Genomic DNA, 18633 nt, shown 5'->3' with positions numbered 1-18633 from the left:
GGCGACGCGCGAGAAGACGAAACGAGAGAAAGACGAGATCCCCCATGACCGGTGCCGCCATCCTCGACATCGCCCGCGACGGCATCATGGTGTTCTTCGTCGTGGGCGCGCCCGTGATGCTCGTCGCGCTGGGCGTCGGCGTCGTCATCTCGCTCATCCAGGCGCTCACGCAGCTCCAGGAGCAGACCCTCGTCTTCGTGCCCAAGATCATCGCCGTCTTCGCGGCGCTGCTCGTCATGCTCCCCCTCATGAGCGACGCGCTCGCCGGCTACATGACCCGCGTCGCCGAGCGCATCGTGGCGGGCGGGTGAGGTGGGGGCGGTCGCGATCCCGGCGATTGCGGCCGACCCGCGCGCACGGCGCGCGAATCTCGTATCGTCCACGGCCATGGAGCTCCTCTCGCCAGCCGTCGCGACGACGTTCATGCTCGCCTTCGCGCGGGTGGGGACGCTCGTCATGCTGCTGCCGGGGCTCGGCGAGCAGCTGATCTCGCCGCGGGTGCGCCTCGCCTTCGCGGTGCTCCTGACCATCGTCGTCTATCCCGCCGTGCGCCCGCTGGTCGAGCCGCAGGGCGTCGCGGGCCCGGAGACCCTCACGCTCCTCTTCGGCGAGATCCTGGTGGGCCTCGTGCTCGGGCTCGCGGTGCGCATGGTGATCGGCGCGCTGCAGACGGCGGGCACCATCATCGCGCAGCAGATGGGGCTGGGCTTCGCCATGACCGTCGACCCGTCCATGGGCGGCCAGCAGACCGCGGTCGGCAACTTCCTCACGTTGCTCGCCATCACGCTCATCTTCGTCACCGACCTGCACCACCTCGCCATCGCCGCGGTGCGGGCGAGCTACGACATGCTGCCCCCCGGCGGCCTGCCGGAGAGCGGGGACGTGGCGCGGCTGGGCATCGAGGCCGTGGGGCGCGGCTTCGCGCTCGCGGTGCAGATCTCCGCGCCCTTCGTCGTCTTCGCGATCCTGTTCAATCTCGGGCTCGGCATCCTCTCGCGCCTGATGCCGCAGCTGCAGGTGTTCTTCCTGGCGCTGCCCGCGACGATCCTCGGCGGCTTCCTCGTCCTGGCCATCGTCGTCGGCGTGATGATGAGCGTGTTCCTGGAGGACCTGCGCGCCTTCCTCGCCCTGATCTCGGGCCTGTGAGGAGGAGGGGCGCGTGGCCGACCAGGACACCGAGCAGGACGATCGCACGGAAGAGCCGACCGCCAGGAAGCTCGAGCAGGCGATCCAGAAGGGCGACGTCGCCAAGAGCCAGGAGATCACCACCTTCTTCGTGCTCGGCGGCTTCACGCTGGCCGCCCTCCTCACGTCGGGCTGGAGCGCGCAGACGATCCTGCAGGGCGTCACCGGCTTCTTCGCCAACGCGCACCAGGTGACGGACGGAGCGGGGCACCTCGCGGTGGGGCGCGATGCCATCGCCACCGTGCTGATCGCGCTCGCGGCGCCCTTCGCGATCTTCATCGTGGCGGGCCTCGTCGGCGGCGGGCTGCAGCACCGCCCGCTCTGGACCGTCGAGCCGCTGACGCCCAAGCTCGACCGCATCAGCCCCATCGCCGGCTTCAAGCGCGTCTTCGGCATGGAGGCGTTCGTCAACTTCGCCAAGGGGCTGCTCAAGCTCGCCATCATCGGCACGCTGGTCGCAATCCTCCTGTGGAACGAGCGCGCGCGCATCGACACGCTGGTGCAGGAGAGCCCCACGCTGCTCTTCGTGGAGGTCAAGGACCTCTCGGTGAAGCTGCTCGGCGGCACGCTGGCGCTGTTCTTCTTCGTCGCGATCGGGGACGCGCTCTACCAGCGCTTCGCCTGGCTCAAGCGCCAGCGCATGACGCGGCGCGAGATCAAGGAGGAGTTCAAGCAGACCGAGGGCTCGCCCGAGGTGAAGGCCCGCCAGCGCCAGCTGCGCATGGAGCGCGCCCGCAGGCGCATGATGGCGGCCGTGCCGGAGGCGACGGTGGTGATCACCAACCCGACCCACTACGCGGTGGCGCTCAAGTACGAGAAGGGCATGCCCGCGCCGATCTGCCTCGCCAAGGGCGTCGACGCCCTCGCGCTGAAGATCCGCGAGAAGGCGCGCGAGCACGACGTGCCCATCATCGAAAACCCGCCGCTGGCGCGCGCGCTGCACGCGACGGTCGAGATCGACCGGGAGATCCCGGTGGAACATTACGCCGCCGTGGCCGAAGTCATCGGATACGTCTTGCGGCTCAGGCGGCGTCGGGCATAACCGCGTATGCGAGAAAACGAGCGAACACGAGCCATGGCTCCGACGAGCGACAAGCCTTCCCGCGCGGTCGAGCGCACCGAGAAGCCCGGCAAGATCTGGCTCCTCGTCGTTCTCGCCCTCGTCCTGCCGGCGGCCTTCTTCGGGCTCTCCTTCGTCACGAGCGAGCAGGCCCAGCCGCTGATCACCGCGCTGCTGGCGCTCCTCGCCATGGCGGGCGTGTTCTTCGTGACCGCCTACGCCATCGGCGCGCTCGGCTTCACCGGCCAGGGCGCGCGCAACGACCTGACGAAGGCGATGGCGGACTCGTCCTCCGAGGGGCTCGTCGTGGTGGAGGGCGACGGGCGCGTGGCCTACGCCAACGAGGCCTATCTCTCGTTTGCCGCCGCGACCGACCTCGCCGAGATCAAGACCGTGGAGCGCCTCTTCGTGGGCGCGCCGGAGGTCTCCGAGGCGATCTACCGCCTCGCCCAGGCCGCGCGGGAGGAGCGGGCGCTCGCCGAGGAGATCCGCCTCTCGCCCGCGCTCGGAAGCCGCGCCGATTACGGCTGGTACCGCGTGCGCGTGCGCCCGCTGCCGCGCCCCGGCGCCAAGCCCGCCGTGCTCTGGTCCATCGCCGACGTGACCCACGAGCGCGAGCGCCACGAGAACGTCTTCCAGGAGCTCCAGCACGCCATCGACTATCTCGACCACGCGCCGGCGGGCTTCTTCTCCGTGGAGCCCGACGGCTCCGTCGCCTACATGAACGCCACGCTCGCCGCCTGGCTCGACCACGACCTCGCCAAGGTCGGCTCGGGCGGGCTCGCGCTCGAGGACATGGTGCCCTTCGACGTCGCGACCCTGCTCGCCTCCGTCGAAGGCGCCCCCGGCGAGGTGCGCACCGAGATCTTCGACATCGACATGGTGCGGCGCGCCGGGCAGGCGCTGCCGGTGCGGCTCTACCACCGCGTCGCCTTCGGCATCGAGGGCGAGCGCGGCGCCTCGCGCACCCTCGTCATCAACCGCTCCGCCGGCGAGGAGGGCTCCGCCGACGCCCAGCGCGCGGCGGAGGTGCGCTTCGCGCGCTTCTTCAACAACACGCCGATCGCCATCGCCACGCTCGGGCGCGAGGGCCGCATCCTGCGCGCCAACGCGCCCTTCGTGCGGCTGTTCAACACGATGCCGCGCGCCGAGCCGGGCGGCGAGGAGGCGCATCTCGCCGATCGCATCCTGGAGCGCGACCGCGAGGCGCTGCTGGGTGCCCTCGCCGCCGCCGAGCAGGCGCGCGCGGCCGAGCCCGTCGAGATCGGCATCGTCGGCCCCGCCGAGCGCTCGGCGCGGATCTGGACGAGCCCGGTCAACGAGACCGACGGCGAGGGCGAGGTCGCCATCGTCTACGCGCTCGAGACCACCGAGCAGCGCCAGCTCGAGACGCAGTTCGCGCAAGCGCAGAAGATGCAGGCGGTGGGCCAGCTCGCCGGCGGCGTGGCGCACGACTTCAACAACGTGCTCCAGGCGATCATCGGCTATTCGGACCTGCTGCTGGCCAACCACAGGCCCACCGATCCGGCCTTCCAGGACATCATGCAGATCAAGCAGAACGCGAACCGGGCGGCGAGCCTGGTGCGCCAGCTGCTGGCCTTCTCGCGCCGCCAGACGCTGCGCCCGGAGGTGCTCGATCTCGGCGACACCATGTCCGACCTGACCATGCTCCTGAAGCGCCTGCTGGGCGAGCGCGTCGAGCTCGACCTGCGCCACGGGCGCGACCTGTGGCCGATCCGCGCGGACGTGCATCAGCTCGAGCAGGTCGTCATCAACCTCGCGGTGAACGCCCGCGACGCCATGCCCGACGGCGGCAAGCTGACGATCCGCACCGCCAACGTCCCCGCCGAGGAGGCCGGGCGGCTGGAGCGGCCGGGCATGCCGGCGGCGGATTACGTCCTCATCGAGGTGGCGGACACCGGCACCGGCATTCCGCCCGAGGTGATGGACAAGATCTTCGAGCCGTTCTTCACGACGAAGGAGATCGGCAAGGGCACCGGGCTCGGCCTCTCGACCGTGTTCGGCATCGTCAAGCAGTCGAACGGCTTCGTCTACGTCGATTCGAAGCCCGGCGAGGGGGCATCCTTCAAGGTCTACCTGCCGCGCCACGTGCAGACCTCCGCCGAGGTCGCGGCCGAGCGGCTGGAGACGCTGCGCCGCCCCGCCGCCGACCTCACCGGCCAGGGCGTCGTGCTCCTCGTCGAGGACGAGGACCCCGTACGCGCGGTGAACTCGCGTGCGCTGAAGGCGCGCGGCTACACGGTGCTCGAGGCCGCGTCCGGCGTCGAGGCGCTGGAGGCGATCGCCGAGGCGGAGACGCCCGTGGACATCGTCGTCTCGGACGTGGTGATGCCCGAGATGGACGGGCCCTCGCTCCTGCGCGAACTGCGCAAGACCCACCCCGACCTCAAGGTGATCTTCGTCTCCGGCTATGCCGAGGACGCCTTCAAGAAGAACCTCCCCGAGGGCGAGGAATTCGCCTTCCTGCCCAAGCCCTTCACGCTCAAGCAGCTGGTGGAGACGGTGAAGGAGACGATGGGGCGCTGAGGGGCCGGTGACCGCACTGCGCGCTCGCGTCGCGGAGCGGTCTTTCCTGTGGAGCGATGCGGGCCGGGGGCGCCTGCGACGCGCGTCGGAGCGTCCGAGCGTTCATGCATCCGCGCAAGGAACAGGCCGCGAACGCGCTTTCCGCCCGGCGCGTCTGCAGGCCCTGAAGGATGCCTGCTGCAAGAGACGAAAAATTCGTTCCGCTTTCGTTTTCTCCCTTGCGTACGAGAACGAAGTGCGTACATTCGGGATGTCGACGCCGCGTTGAGATTTCTCTCCACCCCGTGCAATAAGGACATCGCGATATGGCTCAGGCTACGCTGAGGCTGGTGGAAGGCTCCTCCATGGACAAGGACAAGGCGAAGGCGCTCGATGCGGCGCTCTCCCAGATCGAGCGCTCGTTCGGCAAGGGCTCGATCATGCGGATGGGCAAGAACCAGCCGCTGGTCGAGATCGAGACGGTGTCGACGGGATCTCTCGGGCTCGACGTGGCGCTCGGCGTCGGCGGGCTGCCGCGCGGGCGAATCATCGAGATCTACGGGCCGGAATCGTCGGGCAAGACGACGCTCGCGCTCCACACGATCGCGGAGGCCCAGAAGAAGGGCGGCGTCTGCGCCTTCGTGGACGCCGAGCACGCGCTCGATCCGGTCTACGCCCGCAAGCTCGGCGTGCAGCTCGACGACCTGCTGATCTCCCAGCCCGACACGGGCGAGCAGGCGCTCGAGATCACGGACACGCTCGTGCGCTCCGGCGCCGTCGACGTGCTCGTCGTCGATTCGGTCGCGGCGCTGACGCCGCGCGCCGAGATCGAGGGCGAGATGGGCGACGTGCAGCCCGGCCTGCAGGCGCGCCTGATGTCCCAGGCGCTGCGCAAGCTCACGGGCTCGATCTCGCGCTCGAAGACGATGGTGATCTTCATCAACCAGATCCGCATGAAGATCGGCGTCATGTACGGCTCGCCGGAGACGACGACGGGCGGCAACGCGCTGAAGTTCTACGCCTCCGTGCGCCTCGACATCCGCCGCACCTCGACGCTCAAGGACCGCGACGAGGCGATCGGCAACCAGGTGCGCGTCAAGGTCGTCAAGAACAAGGTCGCCCCGCCGTTCAAGCAGGTCGAGTTCGACATCATGTACGGCGAGGGCATCTCGAAGGTCGGCGAATTGCTCGACCTCGGGGTGAAGGGCGGCATCGTCGAGAAGTCCGGCGCCTGGTTCTCCTACGACAGCCAGCGGCTGGGGCAGGGGCGCGAGAACGCCAAGACCTTCCTCAAGGACAATCCCGACGTCGCCAAGCGCATCGAGGACGCCATCCGGCAGAATTCGGGCGTGCTCGCCGACCGCATCCTCGACGAGGCGACGCCGACGGCCGAGGATCTCGACGAAGGCGAGGCCTGATCCGCGCACCGAGCAGGCACGCCGCCGGGCGCGGCAGTGCAGCGCTCGGTCGGCACGGGGAGGGGACGCCGCGCACGCGCGCCGTCCCCCTCGCCCGCGCGGCCGGCGGGATCTCTCAGGCGGTCGCGCCGGCCTTGAGCAGCGTGTAGTCGATGGCGTCCGTCAGCGCCTCGAACGACGCGTCGATGATGTTGGGCGACACGCCCACCGTCGTGAAGCGACTGCCGTCGCCGTCGCGGAACTCCACGAGGACGCGGGTCGCCGCGTCCGTGCCGCCCTGGAAGATTCGCACCTTGAAGTCGATGAGCTCGAGGCCGGCGATGGGCTCCTGGTAGCGGCCGAGATCCTTGCGGAGCGCGACGTCCAGCGCGTTGACGGGGCCGTTGCCCTCCGCGGCCGAGATCAGCACCTCGTCGCCGACGCGCACCTTGACGATCGCCTCGGCGACGGTGGTGAGCTCGCCCTTGGCGTTCCAGCGCCGCTCGACGTTCACCGAGTAGCGCTCCACGTCGAAGAAGTCCGGCACCTCGCCCATGACGCGCTTGACGAGGAGGTAGAAGGAGGCGTCCGCGCCCTCGTAGGCGTAGCCCAGAGCCTCTTTCTCCTTGAGCACCTGGAGCATGCGCCCGAGGCGCGGGTCGTCCTTGCCGAGATCGAGGCCGAGCCGCTCGAGCTCCGCGCGAAGGTTCGACTTGCCGCCCTGGTCGGAGACGAGGACGCGGCGCAGGTTGCCCACCCGCTCCGGCTCGACGTGCTCGTAGGTCTTGGGGTCCTTGAGCACGGCGGAGGCGTGGATGCCGGCCTTGGTGGCGAAGGCGCTCGCGCCGACATAGGGCGCGTGCCGGTTCGGCTGGCGATTGAGCAGCTCGTCGATGGCCCGCGAGACCGGGGTGAGGCGCGAGAGCGCCTCGGGCGTCACCCCCGTCGCGAAGCGCTCCGCGAAGCGCGGCTTCAAGGCGAGCGTGCCGATCAGCGTCACGAGGTTGGCGTTGCCGCAGCGCTCGCCGAGCCCGTTCAACGTCCCCTGCACCTGGCGCGCCCCGGCCTCGATAGCCGCGAGCGAGTTCGCGACGGCGCAGCCGCAATCGTCGTGGGCGTGGATGCCGAGATTGTCGCCGGGCACCACCTCCGACACCCGCGTGACGATGGCCGCGACCTCGCTCGGCAGCGTGCCGCCGTTGGTGTCGCACAGCACCACCCAGCGCGCCCCCGCCTCGTAGGCCGCCCGCGCGCAGGCGAGCGCGTAGTCCGGGTTCGCCTTGTAGCCGTCGAAGAAATGCTCGCAATCGACCATGGCCTCGCGCCCGCGCGCGATCGCCGCCGCGACGCTCTCGCGGATGGCGGCGAGGTTCTCCTCCGGCTCGATCTCGAGGGCGACGCGCACGTGATAGTCCCAGGCCTTGGCGACGAAGCAGATCGCGTCCGCCTCCGCGTCGAGGAGAGCGGCGATGCCTGGATCGTTGGCGGCCGAGCGCCCCGCGCGCTTCGTCATGCCGAAGGCGGTGAAGCGGGCGCGCTGGGTGCGCTTCTCGCGGAAGAGCTCGGTGTCGAGCGGGTTCGCCCCCGGATAGCCGCCCTCGACGTAATCGACGCCGAGCGCGTCGAGATGGCCGGCGATGGCGATCTTGTCGGCGAGCGAGAAGTCGACGCCCGTCGTCTGGGCGCCGTCGCGCAGCGTCGTGTCGAACAGGTGGATGCGCGCGGTCATGAGGGTCTTCCTTGGCCGCTCGTCTGCGGCGGCTCGAGCGCCTTCGTCATCGTCGTGCTGGCGAGCCATTGGCCCGCACGATGGACGGTGGCGCGTTCGCGCGGCTCGTAGCCGCGATCCATGAAGAAGGGCAGGGCGGTGTCGGAGGCCTTCACCGACAAAACCTTCGTGCCGCGGGCGCCGGCGAGCTTCTCGATCGCGTCGGAGAGCGTCGTCGCGACGCCGCGCCCCGACGCGTCGGGGGCGACGTAGAGCATGTCGAAGGTCTCGTTGCCCTCGAGCGAGGCGAAGCCCACGACCTCGCCGTCCTCCACGGCCACGATGGTCAGGGCCTTGCCGAGGCGCGCGCCGAAGGCGTCGAGATCGTCGGCGGCCGAGGCCCAGGCCTCCTGCTGCCCGACGTCGTAATCCTCTCCCGTCAGCGCCTCGATGGCGTCGCGGAAGATCTGCGCGCAGACGACGACGTCGTCGGCGAGGAGGGGGCGGAGCGCGACGGGCGGCGTGCGGGTCATCGCGCCACCTCCCATGTCGTCCCCGCCTTCGAATCCTTCACGGTCACGCCCATGCCGGCGAGAATGTCGCGCAGGCGGTCGCTCTCGGCCCAGTTCTTGGCCGCGCGTGCCGCGTCGCGCTCGGCGACCAGCGCCTCGACGGCCGCGACGTCGAGTCCTTCGGCCGAGCGGGCGAGCGATGCGGGATCGCCCGAGAAGCCCATCAGCGCCAAAGCCGCGCGCCGCCCCGCCGGCGCCGCGTGGTGCAGCGCCGCGACGGCGGCGGGCGTGTTGAGGTCGTCGGCGAGCGCCGCGAGGACCGCCGGATCCGCGTCGGCACCCGCGTCGGCATCGCCGAGATCGGCGTACCAGCGCGTCAGGTTGCGCTCGGCCTCCTCCAGCCCGCGGAAGGTCCAGTCGATCGGCTGGCGGTAATGCGTCTTGAGCATCGCGAGCCGCGCGACCTCCCCCGGCCAGTCCTTCAGGACATCGGCGATGGTGACGAAATTGCCGAGCGACTTCGACATCTTCTCGCCCTCGACCTGCAGGAAGCCGTTGTGCATCCACACGTTCGCCATCCGCGGGATCTCGAAGGCGCAGCAGGATTGCGCGACCTCGTTCTCGTGGTGCGGGAAGACGAGGTCGATGCCGCCACCGTGGATGTCGAAGATCTCGGCCTCGACGTCGCTGCAGGCGAGGCGCCCGGCGAAGGGGGCGACGAGGTGCTTCCACGCCATGGCCGAGCACTCGATGTGCCAGCCCGGCCGCCCGAGCCCCTCGATCCCCGCTGGCGAGGGCCAGCCCGGCTCGCCCCCCGAGGAGGGCTTCCAGAGCACGAAGTCCATCTCGTCGCGCTTGTAGGAGGCGACGTCGACCCGCGCGCCGGCGATCATCTCGTCGAGCGAGCGGCGCGCCAGCGAGCCGTAGCGCGGCACGCCTGAGGCCCGCTCCATGGCGGCGACCGAGAATAGGACATGGCCTTGCGCGACATACGCGACCTCGCGCGCGACCAGGCGCTCGATGATCTCGCGCATCTCGGCGATGTGCTCCGTCGCCCGCGGCTCGACGCTGGGCGGCAGGTTGCCCAGCGCCGCGACGGCGGCCTCGTAGCGCGCCTGCGTCGCCTCGGTCACCCGGCGGATCGCCTCGTTGAGCGGCAGCCCGGGGAAGTCGCGGGCGGCACGTGCGTTGATCTTGTCGTCGACGTCCGTGATGTTGCGGACATAGGTCACCGCGCCCGCGCCGTAGACGTGGCGCAGGAGCCGGAACAGCACGTCGAAGACGATCACCGGGCGCGCGTTGCCGATATGGGCGTCGTCGTAGACGGTCGGTCCGCAGACGTACATCCGCACATGGGCCGGATCGATCGGGGCGAACGGCTCCTTGGCATGGGTGCGGGTGTTGTAAAGGACGAGCGGCGTCTCGCGCGCCGGCTCCTCTCGCCTCTCGGGCATACGTTCCTCCGCGGGTCCGGCCGATGTCTCGACGCGATGATCACCCATGCGACAACCTCCGGTGCCCGCCGGCTCGGGGAGATGTCGACCTGTCGTGAGGACGTGACGGCTCCAGCCAGCGGGTGAGCGCTAGCGACAAATGGAAATGGCGATGGGACGCGCCGTCTGCATGGAACCTGATTGCCTTTTTCGCGCAAATCAGTCAAGACGCCGCCCGCGTGCGTGATGCGTTCCCGGCGGCGGGGCGACGCTTAACGAACCGAAAACCCGGCCGCGTCAATCTGCGGCATCGTCCCGCTGTAGAACCGGACTGTCCATCATGCGTCGCGTCGTTGCCCTCACCGCGTTCCTGGCGCTCGGCGCCGCTCTCTCCCTGTCCTTCATGCTCGTTCCCACCGAGGCCTCCCGGGCCGCGTCGGAGACCGGCGACTTCGTCATCCCCGCCGCCGACGGCTACGGGGCGACGCGCTGCCTGGAGCGGGGCGAGGAATGCGGCGCCATCGTCGCCCAATCGTGGTGCAACGCCCACGGCTTCTCCCGCGCGGTGCGCTTCGGCGCCGGCGAGGAGGGCGCGCTCGCGATCTCCTGCGCGCGCTGAGCCCTGATCCAGTTCGCTTCGGAGGATCGGTCGCCCGCCCGGCTCGCTCGCGGCGGGCGTTTCGATTCGTCATGGCGGGCGCGAAACAGAAAAGGGCGCGGTCGCCGAAGCGCCCGCGCCCTAGGTGCCGGCCCGTGGGGGCAGAAAGAGCCGGTTGTCGCGACAACGCACGTGCCGCAGAGCGGTTCCGCGGGTCTCAAACTTTTTTTCCAGCCGTCCTCACGCCGCCCGCACAGCTCTCGAGAAGCATCCCCTCGGGCCGCGACGCCGCAGGCGAGGAACCCCCGCGCGAAAGGAGACGTTGGCCCTGCGACCTCACCGCCGGGTCGCCGAAACCCAGACCCGGCATAGCTTTCGACACGGCCGGTAGAGCGGCCGCCGCGGACGGGACGGCGCCCATGACCACCGACACGAACCTCGGCACGACGGAGCGATCGGCGCCTCGCGCGACGGTCGACGTCCTGCTCGGTCCCACCACGGCGCTCGTCGTCGACATCTTTCGCGCGCTCGGCGATTTCGAGGCGTCCTACGACGTCGCGGTGATCGACATGCTCGAGCAGCGGCTCACCGGGGCCACGGACGGCCAGACGGCGCGCGCCGTGGTGTCCGACGCGCTGCTGCTAGGCTTCGCGCTGCGCAACCAGCGCACGGACACGAGCTGGCCGCACCGTGATTGGGACATGCACGCCATCGGCGCGCGTCGTGCGACCGCCCACGAATGCGCGACGCTCGCGCTCATCGCCGCCGCGCGCGCGGGCGACACGGCGCTCGCCGCCGACGCCGCGCGACGCCTCGGCGTGCGGCTCAACGCGACGATCGCCTCGCTGTCGCGCGACATGGGCACGCGCCTCGAAGCGGCCGGGCTCGAAGTCTCCGACACGGACTGGGCCCCGCTCATGGCCTCCCGCGACGCAGTGACGGAGGCCGAAGGGGATCCTGCGCGCCGGATGTCGATGCCGCATTGACCGGTCGTGCGAACGACCAACCAGAGCCCGTGAATATTCAAAATTTCACGCTCACCGAATGGATTTTAAGCCGGCGTTTACGTCCGGCGTCCACTTTTTAACATAAGGCAGACGCGCACGGGAACGACGCGTCCGGCAAGAGCCGACATCCGCAGCGCGCTTCGTCGGCGCGCGCGTTCGGCCGCATGGGGGCTCTCGCGGAGATCGGGAGACCGTCGGTCGAGACCGGCGCGCCGACGCCGTCGCCATCGAGGCGGCGAGCGGACGATGTCGCGTGCGCGCTCGCCACGGCGCCCCCGATCCTCGCCGGCCCATGAAACATGACCGAACCCCGGTGACGTGCCGGGCCAACCGAGGGCAAGACGATGGGCTCAATCCTGCGGGCCACTATCAAGACGAAGATCGCGCTCGGCTTCGCGATCGTGCTCGTGGCGCTCGCCGGCGTCGCCGTGAAGACGACCTTCGCGCTGCTCGACGCCAGCGCGCTCTACCAGGATTACCGCGAGGTGGCGCGCGTCTCCTCCGCCATCGGCGAGATGCGCGCGCGGATGTACGGCGTGCGCGTGGCGGCCGAGAGCTACGTGCTCAGCGGCGATGCCAGCCACGTGGAGCGCTACGACGAGCGCCTCGCCGACGCCGTCACGGCTCTGGAGCATGCGCGCGAGATCGCGGTCGACCCGTCCCTCACGGCGATCATCGCCGGCCTCGGCGAGAAGCCTGCCGCCTATGCACGCGCCTTCGAGGCCGCGCGGCGCGAAACGGGGGAGACGCCCGCCTATCTCGCGCTCCTCGAAGCCGGGCGCGATGCCGGCCGGACGATCGAGGAGGCGGGGCGGCGTCTCGACGCGAAGCGCGACGAGATCGGCCCGCGCATCGAGGCGACGATCTCGTCGGCCGCGACGCTCGCCATCTGGGCGACGGCGGGTGCGGTGCTGTTCGGCGTCGTCGTCGCCTTCCTCCTCGGGCGTTCCATCACGGGCCCGCTCGGTGCGATCACGGCGGCGATGAAGCGGATATCCGACGGCGACCTCGACACGGCGATCCCCGGGCGGGAACGCGCCGACGAGATCGGGGCGATGTCGGCGGCGCTCGAGGTCTTCCGGGGGGCGCTCCACCGCAATCGCGAGATGGAAGCGCAGGCCCGCGACCGCGACGCGCGCGCGCAAGAAGAGAAGCGTCGGGCGATGCGCACGCTCGCCGACGAGTTCGAGGCGAAGGTGGGCGGGCTCGCCCGCAGCGTCGGCGCTGCCGCGACGGAGATGGAGGCGACGGCCCGCGCCATGACGGCGTCGGCGGAAGAGACGAACGGTCGCTCGGCCGCGGTCGCCTCCGCGGCGGGGCAGACCTCGTCCAACGTCCAGGCGGTGGCGACGGCGACGGAGGAGCTGGCGGCCTCCGCGGGCGAGATCGGCGTGCAGGTCGGCGAGACCGCCTCGCGCTCGCGTCACGCGGTGGACGAGGCGCGCGCCACCAACGCGTCGGTCCAGGATCTCTCCCAGGCGGCGCAGCGCATCGGCGACGTCGTCGACATGATCAGCCAGATCGCGAGCCAGACGAACCTTCTCGCGCTCAACGCCACCATCGAGGCGGCGCGCGCCGGGGAGGCCGGGAAGGGCTTCGCCGTGGTCGCGGCCGAGGTGAAGACGCTCGCCGACCAGACGGCGAAGGCGACGGACGAGATCTCGGGCCAGATCGCCCGCGTGCAGGAGACGACCGGCCGCGCCGTCACCGCCATCGGCGGCATCATGGCAACGATCGAGGACATGAACCGCATCGCGACCGCGGTGGCCTCGGCGGTGGAGGAGCAGCAGGCGGCGACGAAGGAGATCGCGCGCAACGTCAACGAGGCGGCGCGCGGCACCGAGCACGTCACCGGGAACATCGGGGGCGTGCGCGAGGCGGCGACCGCCACCGGCGCGGCATCGGGTCAGGTCTTGAGCGCGGCCAACGAGCTCGCGCAGACGGCGAGCCAGCTCGACGAGGCGGTGAGCGCCTTCGTCCACGGCATTCGCGCGGCCTGAGGCGCGCGACGTCGCCGGCGCCCGTGCGAAAGAACCGCGCCGCGGCAGGTCTTGCCGCGGCGCCGTACGTGACCGGACGTGTGGGTCACGCGGTCCCGGACGCGGACGTCCGGGCTTCGCTCGTCACCACGATCGGGGAGCCCCGATCGCGCGTCTCGCGTGCGCCCTCAAGCCGTCTCGGCGGGACGCGGGACGGTGGAGGACTGGCCTCCCTTCCGACCGGCTTCCGACGCCAGCTCGCGGTTCTGCGAGAAGGAGCGCTTGGAGGCGGGGACGCTCTGCCCGCCCTTGCTCGCGATCTCCCGCTGCTTCTCCGGGCTCATAGACGCGAAACCGCGCTTCGACGCGGTCTTGCCAGTGGCCATGTTCGCCTCCTCGGGCCTCTTGCTTGGACGCGACCTCAACCGACAGGCTCCGGTGGGGTTCCCGCGGCGCGAAACCGCCCTAGGTGCGCGGCACCGTGAAATCGGAGAGGCTCCCATCGCCTTCCGGCGCAAAGCGCTGCGGAAGCCGGAGCGGAACGTGGACGGAACCTGGGCCGCGCGCGGGCGTTGGCCGCGCTTCGGAAGATGCGAGCCTCGAGGAGCCCCGTCCCATGCGCGTCACACTGCGTCGCCTTGCCGCACCTGTCATCTGCATCCTCCTCGCGGGATCGCTCGCGGCGTGCTCGCCCTACGGACCGGGCGCGACCACCGGCGCGACGACGGGCGCGGCGATCGGGGGCGTTACCGTGGAGCGCGGGGCGGGCGCGGGCGGCGAGCGGGTCGCGTGCGAGTTCGACGAGCTCTACGGCCGCGACGTCTGCTACCGCTACTGATCGCCACGGCGAGGATCGGAGGACGCGATGACCAACAAGGACATGGTCAAGTCGGTCGACCCGGAGAAGGCGAAGTCGCCCGGTGCGGATCTGGCCCGCGAGGAGCACGCGCGCACGACGCCGCGCGATGGCATCCGCGACGAGCAGTTCCCGGACGAGTCGGATCCGCAGGATTCCAACCAGCTCAAGCCGATGATCAACGCCCGCGCCAAGGCGGGGCTCAAGCGCGGTTGAGCGTCACGCGGCCGGCTTCGCGCGCAGCCGCTCCGTACGCCGTGCCATCACGGCGCAGGCGAAGCCCGCCCCGGTGCAGGCGAACATGATCACCACGAGCGAGGGCGCCCAGCGCGTCACGAGATCGCCGACGACGAAGGCGGCGAGCGCTCCCGTGCCGAGCTGCGTCGAGCCGGCGAGGCCCGCCGCGGTGCCTGCGAGGTCGGGCCTCACGGAGAGCGCCGCCGCCGTGGCGCTGGGGATCGAGAGGCCGTTGGCGACGGCGTTGAGGGCGAGCGGCACGAACAGCGTCGCGGGCGTCCAGGGGCCGATCAGGGCCAGCACCACGGCCGAGGCCGTCGTCACGACCGAGGCGGCGGTTCCGAAGACGATCATCCGCTCGGTCCCCATCCGCCGTCCGAAGCGCCCGGTGAGGAAGTTGCCCGCCATGTAGCCGCCGGCGCTCAGGATGAAGTAGGCGCCGTAGACGTCGGCGGGCCGGCCCATGGTTTCGACGACCACGTAGGGCGCTCCCGCGATGAAGCCGAAGAAGGCCGCCGACGTGAAGGCGAGAGCCAGCGTATAGGCGAGAAAGAGCCGGTCCCGCAGCAGGGTCGGGAAGCCGCGCAAAGTCGTGACGATGGACGAGCTCGCGTTGCGCGGCGCCGTCTCGCCGAGCAGCATCACGGTCGCGACGCCGACGCCCGCGGCCAGGATCGCGGTGGCGACGAAGATCGCGCGCCAGCCGAAGCGCTCGTCGAGGAAGCCGCCGAAGAGCGGCGCGACCATGGGCGAGACCACCATCGCCATGGTGATGTAGCCGATGAGGCTCGCGCTCTCGTCCTTCGAGGCGGTGTCGCGCACGACGGCGCGGGCGAGCGCGAAACAGGTGCCGCCGCCCGCCGCCTGGATGGCGCGCGCCAGGATCAGCGTCTCGATGCCGTTCGCCGCCGCCCCGACGAGCGATCCCACGAGGAAGAGCGCCGCGCCCGCGAGGATGCAGGGGCGACGGCCGATGCGATCCGAGATCGGGCCGACGAAGAGCTGCGTCGCCGCCACCGCGACGAGGTAGATCGTCAGCGTCAGCTGGACGGTGGCGTAATCGACGGAGAGCGCCCGCGAGAGGCCCGGCGTCGCAGGCGCGAGGACGTTCAGCGCGAAGGGCTGGAGCGCGGAGATCGCGACGAGGATCGCGAGGGGAGGGCGGCGCGGCGCCGTCATGCGGGATCTCCTCGGCGGGGGGATGCGGCCGGCTGATGCGTCGTCGCAGACGGATCGAGCGCCTCGTCGCGGCGGATGCGCTCTCGGTGCCAGGAATAGATGCCGGCGCCGACGACGAGGGCAAAGCCCGACAGCGCGACCGCGTCGGGGAACTCGCCGAAGACGAGGAAGCCGACGACGAGCGCCGCCGCGACCGAGGCGTAACGGAAGGGCGCCACGACGGAGACGTCCGCCTTCCGGAAGGCGGTGACGATGGCGATGTTGGCGAGCACGTAGAGGCATGCGGCACCAACCAGGATGAGCGTCTCGGCGCGCAGGACCGGCCGCCACTCCTCGCCGAGCGCGAGGCCGATCGCCGGTCCGACGATCGCCACCATGGCCGTCGTGCCGAGCACGACGACGATGGAGGGCACGTCCGCGTGGATCAGCCGCGTGACGAGGTCGCGCCCCGCGACCAGGATCGCGGCCGCGAGCGCAAGGAGTGCGCTCGTGTCGAAGCCCTCCGGCCCCGGACGCACGATCAGCAGCACGCCCGCGAAGCCGACGAGGATCGCCGCCCAGCGCCGCCAGCCCACCCTCTCGAGGCCGAGAACGACGAGGAGCAGCGTCACGATGATCGGCGCCGCCTGCAGGATGGCGGTGAGGTCAGCCAGCGGCGCCGTCGCCAGCGCCGAGATGAACATGAAGGCGATGACGGATTCGATCAGCGCGCGGCCCGCGACGAAAGGCTGCGCCAGGGCGCGCAGCCGGTGCGCCTCCCCCATCGCGACGACGAGGACGAGAACGAGCGCGCTGGCGAACGCGCCGCGCACCGCGAGCATCTGTCCCGTGGGGAAGTGGGCGGAGGCGAGCTTCATCGTCGCGTCGCTCACGACGAAGAGACCCATGCCGACCAGCATCGCGAGGATGCCGCGGCGATTGTCCGCTGAGGAAGCCGTGGCGAGCACGAGAGCACGTCCTGTGGGGAGCGGGTGACGTCGCCACCCGACGCTCCGACCTAGAGCGTCCGCGACGATCCGTCGACCCCGGCGCAGCCCCGCATGGCGCCGTTCCGGGCTGGGCATCCTCTCACCGCACCCTGAATGGTGCGCCCGTTCGTGCGCGCGCAACTCCGATGAGGAATTAGGCACGCCTTAAGAAAATGCGGCCAAAGTCACTTTGCGTAACCACGCGAGGTGAACCGTGCTCGGATTCCTGAAGGCCGCTTCGAACGCCAACCCCCGAGGCGTCGAGGAGACCCAGAGCCGATCCGCGCCCGCGCCGCAGCCCGAAGCCCTCTCCACGGGCAAGGCCGGTGCAGGGCTGGAAGGCGAGATCGTCGACGTGCTCGAGGCCGACGTGCTTCGGGCGATCGAAAGCGTGGGGATCTCCATCGAGGCGGCGAGCGCCGCGGCGAGCGCGGCCAAGGACGGCCTCGCGCGCATCGAGGAGGAGATGCACGGCTTCGCCGGCGCCAGCGACGCCGCCGGCGCCGAGACCCGCGCGCTCGCCGCGATCACGGAGCGTCTCGCCGGCACCGTCGCCGCGATCGACGGCGCGGTCGGCGTCGCCGACGGCCGCATCGGCGACGCCGTCGGCCTCGCCCGCGAGGCCAACGGCATGATCGGCGCGCTCTCCCAGGCGACCCGCGAGATCGTCGGCATCGTCGACACCATCGCCGCCGTGGCGCGCCAGACCAACCTGCTCGCGCTCAACGCCACGATCGAAGCCGCGCGGGCGGGCCAGGCGGGCAAGGGCTTCGCCGTCGTCGCCGCCGAGGTGAAGGCGCTCTCGGTGGAGACCGGCACCGCCGCCGGCGACATCCGCACCCGCATCGATTCCCTGCGCGAGAGCGCGGAGACGTCGATCGCCGCCGTCGAGCGCGTGGCGCAGGCGATCGAGGCGATCCAGCCGGTCTTCCTCACGGTCCGCGAGACGGTGGGCGAGCAGAACCGGGCCATCGAGGAGGCCGCCGGCCGCGCCGGCGAGGCGTCCGCGCGCGTCGGCGAGGTGGGCGAGCGCGCCCGCGGCATCGAGGTCGCCGCTGCCGAGGCGGCCGTGCGCGCCGAGGCGGCGCGTGCCGAATCCGCGAGAGCCGAGGACGGCGCCAAGGGCCTCGCGCGGCGCTTCGTCGCCGTGGTGCGCCAGAGCGAGATCGGCGAGCGCCGCGCCCACGACCGCTTCCCCGTCGAGCGCCGCGCCCGGCTCTCCGGTGGCGGGCTCGACGCCGTGACGAAGACGATCGACCTCTCGCTCGGCGGCGCCCTCGTCGCCGCGCCCGCCCGCCACGGCCTCGCCGCGGGCTCGCGGGTGTCGCTCGAGATCGAGGGCGTCGGCGCCGTTCCCGGCCGCGTCGCCAACGTCAGCGCCATGGGCGTGCATCTCGCGTTCGAGACCGCGGACGCCGAAGTGCGCGCGCGTATCGCCGACGCGGTGGGGGGCATCGAGGCCTCCTACCGGCCGCTCATCGTGCGGGCGCAGGAGGCGGCGGCCAAGGTCTCCGCCGCCATGGAGGAGGCGATCGCGCAGGGGCGCCTCTCCCGCGAGGCGCTGTTCGACGTGGATTACCGGCCGATCAAGGGCACGAACCCGCAGCAATTCGAGACGCTGGCGCGCCCGATCCTCTCCGAGATCCTCCCCGGCATCATGGAGCCGCTGCTGGGCACCGACAAGCGCATGGCCTTCTGCCTCGCCATCGACCGCAACGGCTACATCCCGGTCCACAACAAGATCTACTCGCAGCCCCAGCGGCCGGACGACCCGGTCTGGAACGCCGCCAATTGCCGCGATCGCCGCATCTTCGACGACCGCGCCGGCATCGCCGCGGCGCGCTCGACGCGGCCCTTCCTGATCCAGGCCTATTCGCGCGACATGGGTGGCGGCAAGCTCGTGATGATGCAGGAGGTCGACGCCCCGATCCGCGTCGGCGGGCGTCATTGGGGCGGTTTCCGCACCGCCTACAAGCTCTGAGGGAGGC

At 71.0% G+C, this 18633-nt stretch carries 17 protein-coding genes; 11 read left to right on the top strand and 6 right to left on the bottom strand.

The genetic code is table 11. From position 1 onward, the window contains the following. Positions 1–44: 44 nt before the first annotated feature. The 5 genes from IEX89_RS12700 (at position 45) to recA (ending at position 6189) form a co-directional block, all read left to right on the top strand. Positions 45–311 carry a flagellar biosynthetic protein FliQ gene (locus IEX89_RS12700; RefSeq protein ID WP_188913506.1) on the top strand — a complete coding sequence of 89 codons (267 nt, stop codon included), beginning with the start codon at positions 45–47 and terminating at the stop codon, positions 309–311. Between the two features lie 76 nt (positions 312–387). Continuing rightward, positions 388–1146 (top strand): flagellar biosynthetic protein FliR, encoded by a 759-nt coding sequence (gene fliR / locus IEX89_RS12695; protein ID WP_188913504.1) that lies wholly within the window; start codon positions 388–390, stop codon positions 1144–1146. Positions 1147–1159: 13 nt separating this feature from the next. After that, positions 1160–2227, top strand: coding sequence for a flagellar biosynthesis protein FlhB (gene flhB / locus IEX89_RS12690; protein ID WP_188913502.1), 1068 nt, complete (start codon positions 1160–1162; stop codon positions 2225–2227). A gap of 33 nt (positions 2228–2260) precedes the next feature. Beyond that, positions 2261–4792 carry a cell cycle histidine kinase CckA gene (gene cckA / locus IEX89_RS12685; RefSeq protein WP_188913500.1) on the top strand — a complete coding sequence of 844 codons (2532 nt, stop codon included), beginning with the start codon at positions 2261–2263 and terminating at the stop codon, positions 4790–4792. 305 nt (positions 4793–5097) lie between these two features. Then, positions 5098–6189 carry a recombinase RecA gene (gene recA, locus IEX89_RS12680; protein ID WP_188913498.1) on the top strand — a complete coding sequence of 364 codons (1092 nt, stop codon included), beginning with the start codon at positions 5098–5100 and terminating at the stop codon, positions 6187–6189. 115 nt (positions 6190–6304) lie between these two features. Here the strand turns inward: recA and cimA are convergent, their stop codons facing one another. Genes cimA through cysS form a run of 3 tightly spaced genes read right to left on the bottom strand, consistent with a single transcriptional unit; the run spans position 6305 to position 9842 of the window. After that, positions 6305–7897, bottom strand: coding sequence for a citramalate synthase (gene cimA / locus IEX89_RS12675; protein WP_210317628.1), 1593 nt, complete (start codon positions 7895–7897; stop codon positions 6305–6307). Further along, positions 7894–8409: a GNAT family N-acetyltransferase gene (locus IEX89_RS12670; protein ID WP_188913494.1), complete on the bottom strand. Its 516-nt coding sequence runs from the start codon at positions 8407–8409 to the stop codon at positions 7894–7896. The genes cimA and IEX89_RS12670 overlap by 4 nt, the downstream gene beginning before the upstream one ends. Beyond that, positions 8406–9842 (bottom strand): cysteine--tRNA ligase, encoded by a 1437-nt coding sequence (gene cysS / locus IEX89_RS12665; RefSeq protein ID WP_188913492.1) that lies wholly within the window; start codon positions 9840–9842, stop codon positions 8406–8408. The genes IEX89_RS12670 and cysS overlap by 4 nt, the downstream gene beginning before the upstream one ends. A gap of 319 nt (positions 9843–10161) precedes the next feature. Here cysS and IEX89_RS12660 point away from each other — a divergent pair, with 319 nt between their 5' ends. The 3 genes from IEX89_RS12660 to IEX89_RS12650 all read left to right on the top strand — a co-directional run bounded on the left by IEX89_RS12660 (position 10162) and on the right by IEX89_RS12650 (position 13426). After that, positions 10162–10440 carry a hypothetical protein gene (locus tag IEX89_RS12660; RefSeq protein ID WP_188913490.1) on the top strand — a complete coding sequence of 93 codons (279 nt, stop codon included), beginning with the start codon at positions 10162–10164 and terminating at the stop codon, positions 10438–10440. Between the two features lie 398 nt (positions 10441–10838). Next, positions 10839–11405: a hypothetical protein gene (locus tag IEX89_RS12655; protein WP_188913488.1), complete on the top strand. Its 567-nt coding sequence runs from the start codon at positions 10839–10841 to the stop codon at positions 11403–11405. 365 nt (positions 11406–11770) lie between these two features. Continuing rightward, positions 11771–13426 carry a methyl-accepting chemotaxis protein gene (locus tag IEX89_RS12650; RefSeq protein WP_188913486.1) on the top strand — a complete coding sequence of 552 codons (1656 nt, stop codon included), beginning with the start codon at positions 11771–11773 and terminating at the stop codon, positions 13424–13426. A 167-nt stretch (positions 13427–13593) separates the two neighbouring features. Here IEX89_RS12650 and IEX89_RS12645 read toward each other — a convergent pair whose 3' ends face one another. Further along, on the bottom strand, positions 13594–13791 hold the full coding sequence (locus IEX89_RS12645; RefSeq protein WP_188913484.1) for a con-10 family general stress protein: 198 nt from the start codon (positions 13789–13791) through the stop codon (positions 13594–13596). A 230-nt stretch (positions 13792–14021) separates the two neighbouring features. On the opposite strand from IEX89_RS12645, the gene IEX89_RS12640 reads away from it, so the two are divergent. Together IEX89_RS12640 and IEX89_RS12635 are read left to right on the top strand one after the other, a co-directional pair. Further along, positions 14022–14243 carry a hypothetical protein gene (locus tag IEX89_RS12640; RefSeq protein WP_188913482.1) on the top strand — a complete coding sequence of 74 codons (222 nt, stop codon included), beginning with the start codon at positions 14022–14024 and terminating at the stop codon, positions 14241–14243. A gap of 27 nt (positions 14244–14270) precedes the next feature. Continuing rightward, a complete protein-coding gene (locus tag IEX89_RS12635; RefSeq protein WP_188913480.1) occupies positions 14271–14477 on the top strand; it encodes a hypothetical protein in 207 nt (68 codons plus the stop codon). 3 nt (positions 14478–14480) lie between these two features. Here the strand turns inward: IEX89_RS12635 and IEX89_RS12630 are convergent, their stop codons facing one another. Then, entirely contained in the window at positions 14481–15677 is a 1197-nt protein-coding gene (locus IEX89_RS12630) for a multidrug effflux MFS transporter (protein WP_188913477.1), read from the bottom strand. Next, positions 15674–16624 (bottom strand): DMT family transporter, encoded by a 951-nt coding sequence (locus tag IEX89_RS12625; RefSeq protein ID WP_188913475.1) that lies wholly within the window; start codon positions 16622–16624, stop codon positions 15674–15676. The genes IEX89_RS12630 and IEX89_RS12625 overlap by 4 nt, the downstream gene beginning before the upstream one ends. 235 nt (positions 16625–16859) lie before the next feature. Here IEX89_RS12625 and IEX89_RS12620 point away from each other — a divergent pair, with 235 nt between their 5' ends. Further along, positions 16860–18626: a methyl-accepting chemotaxis protein gene (locus IEX89_RS12620; RefSeq protein ID WP_188913473.1), complete on the top strand. Its 1767-nt coding sequence runs from the start codon at positions 16860–16862 to the stop codon at positions 18624–18626. Positions 18627–18633: the final 7 nt, after the last annotated feature.

Origin of the sequence: Salinarimonas ramus, assembly GCF_014645695.1 — a bacterium.
Taxonomy (GTDB): domain Bacteria; phylum Pseudomonadota; class Alphaproteobacteria; order Rhizobiales; family Beijerinckiaceae; genus Salinarimonas; species Salinarimonas ramus.
The sequence above is the reverse complement of the archived record's forward strand: the minus strand, read 5'-3'. Positions and strand labels throughout refer to the sequence as shown.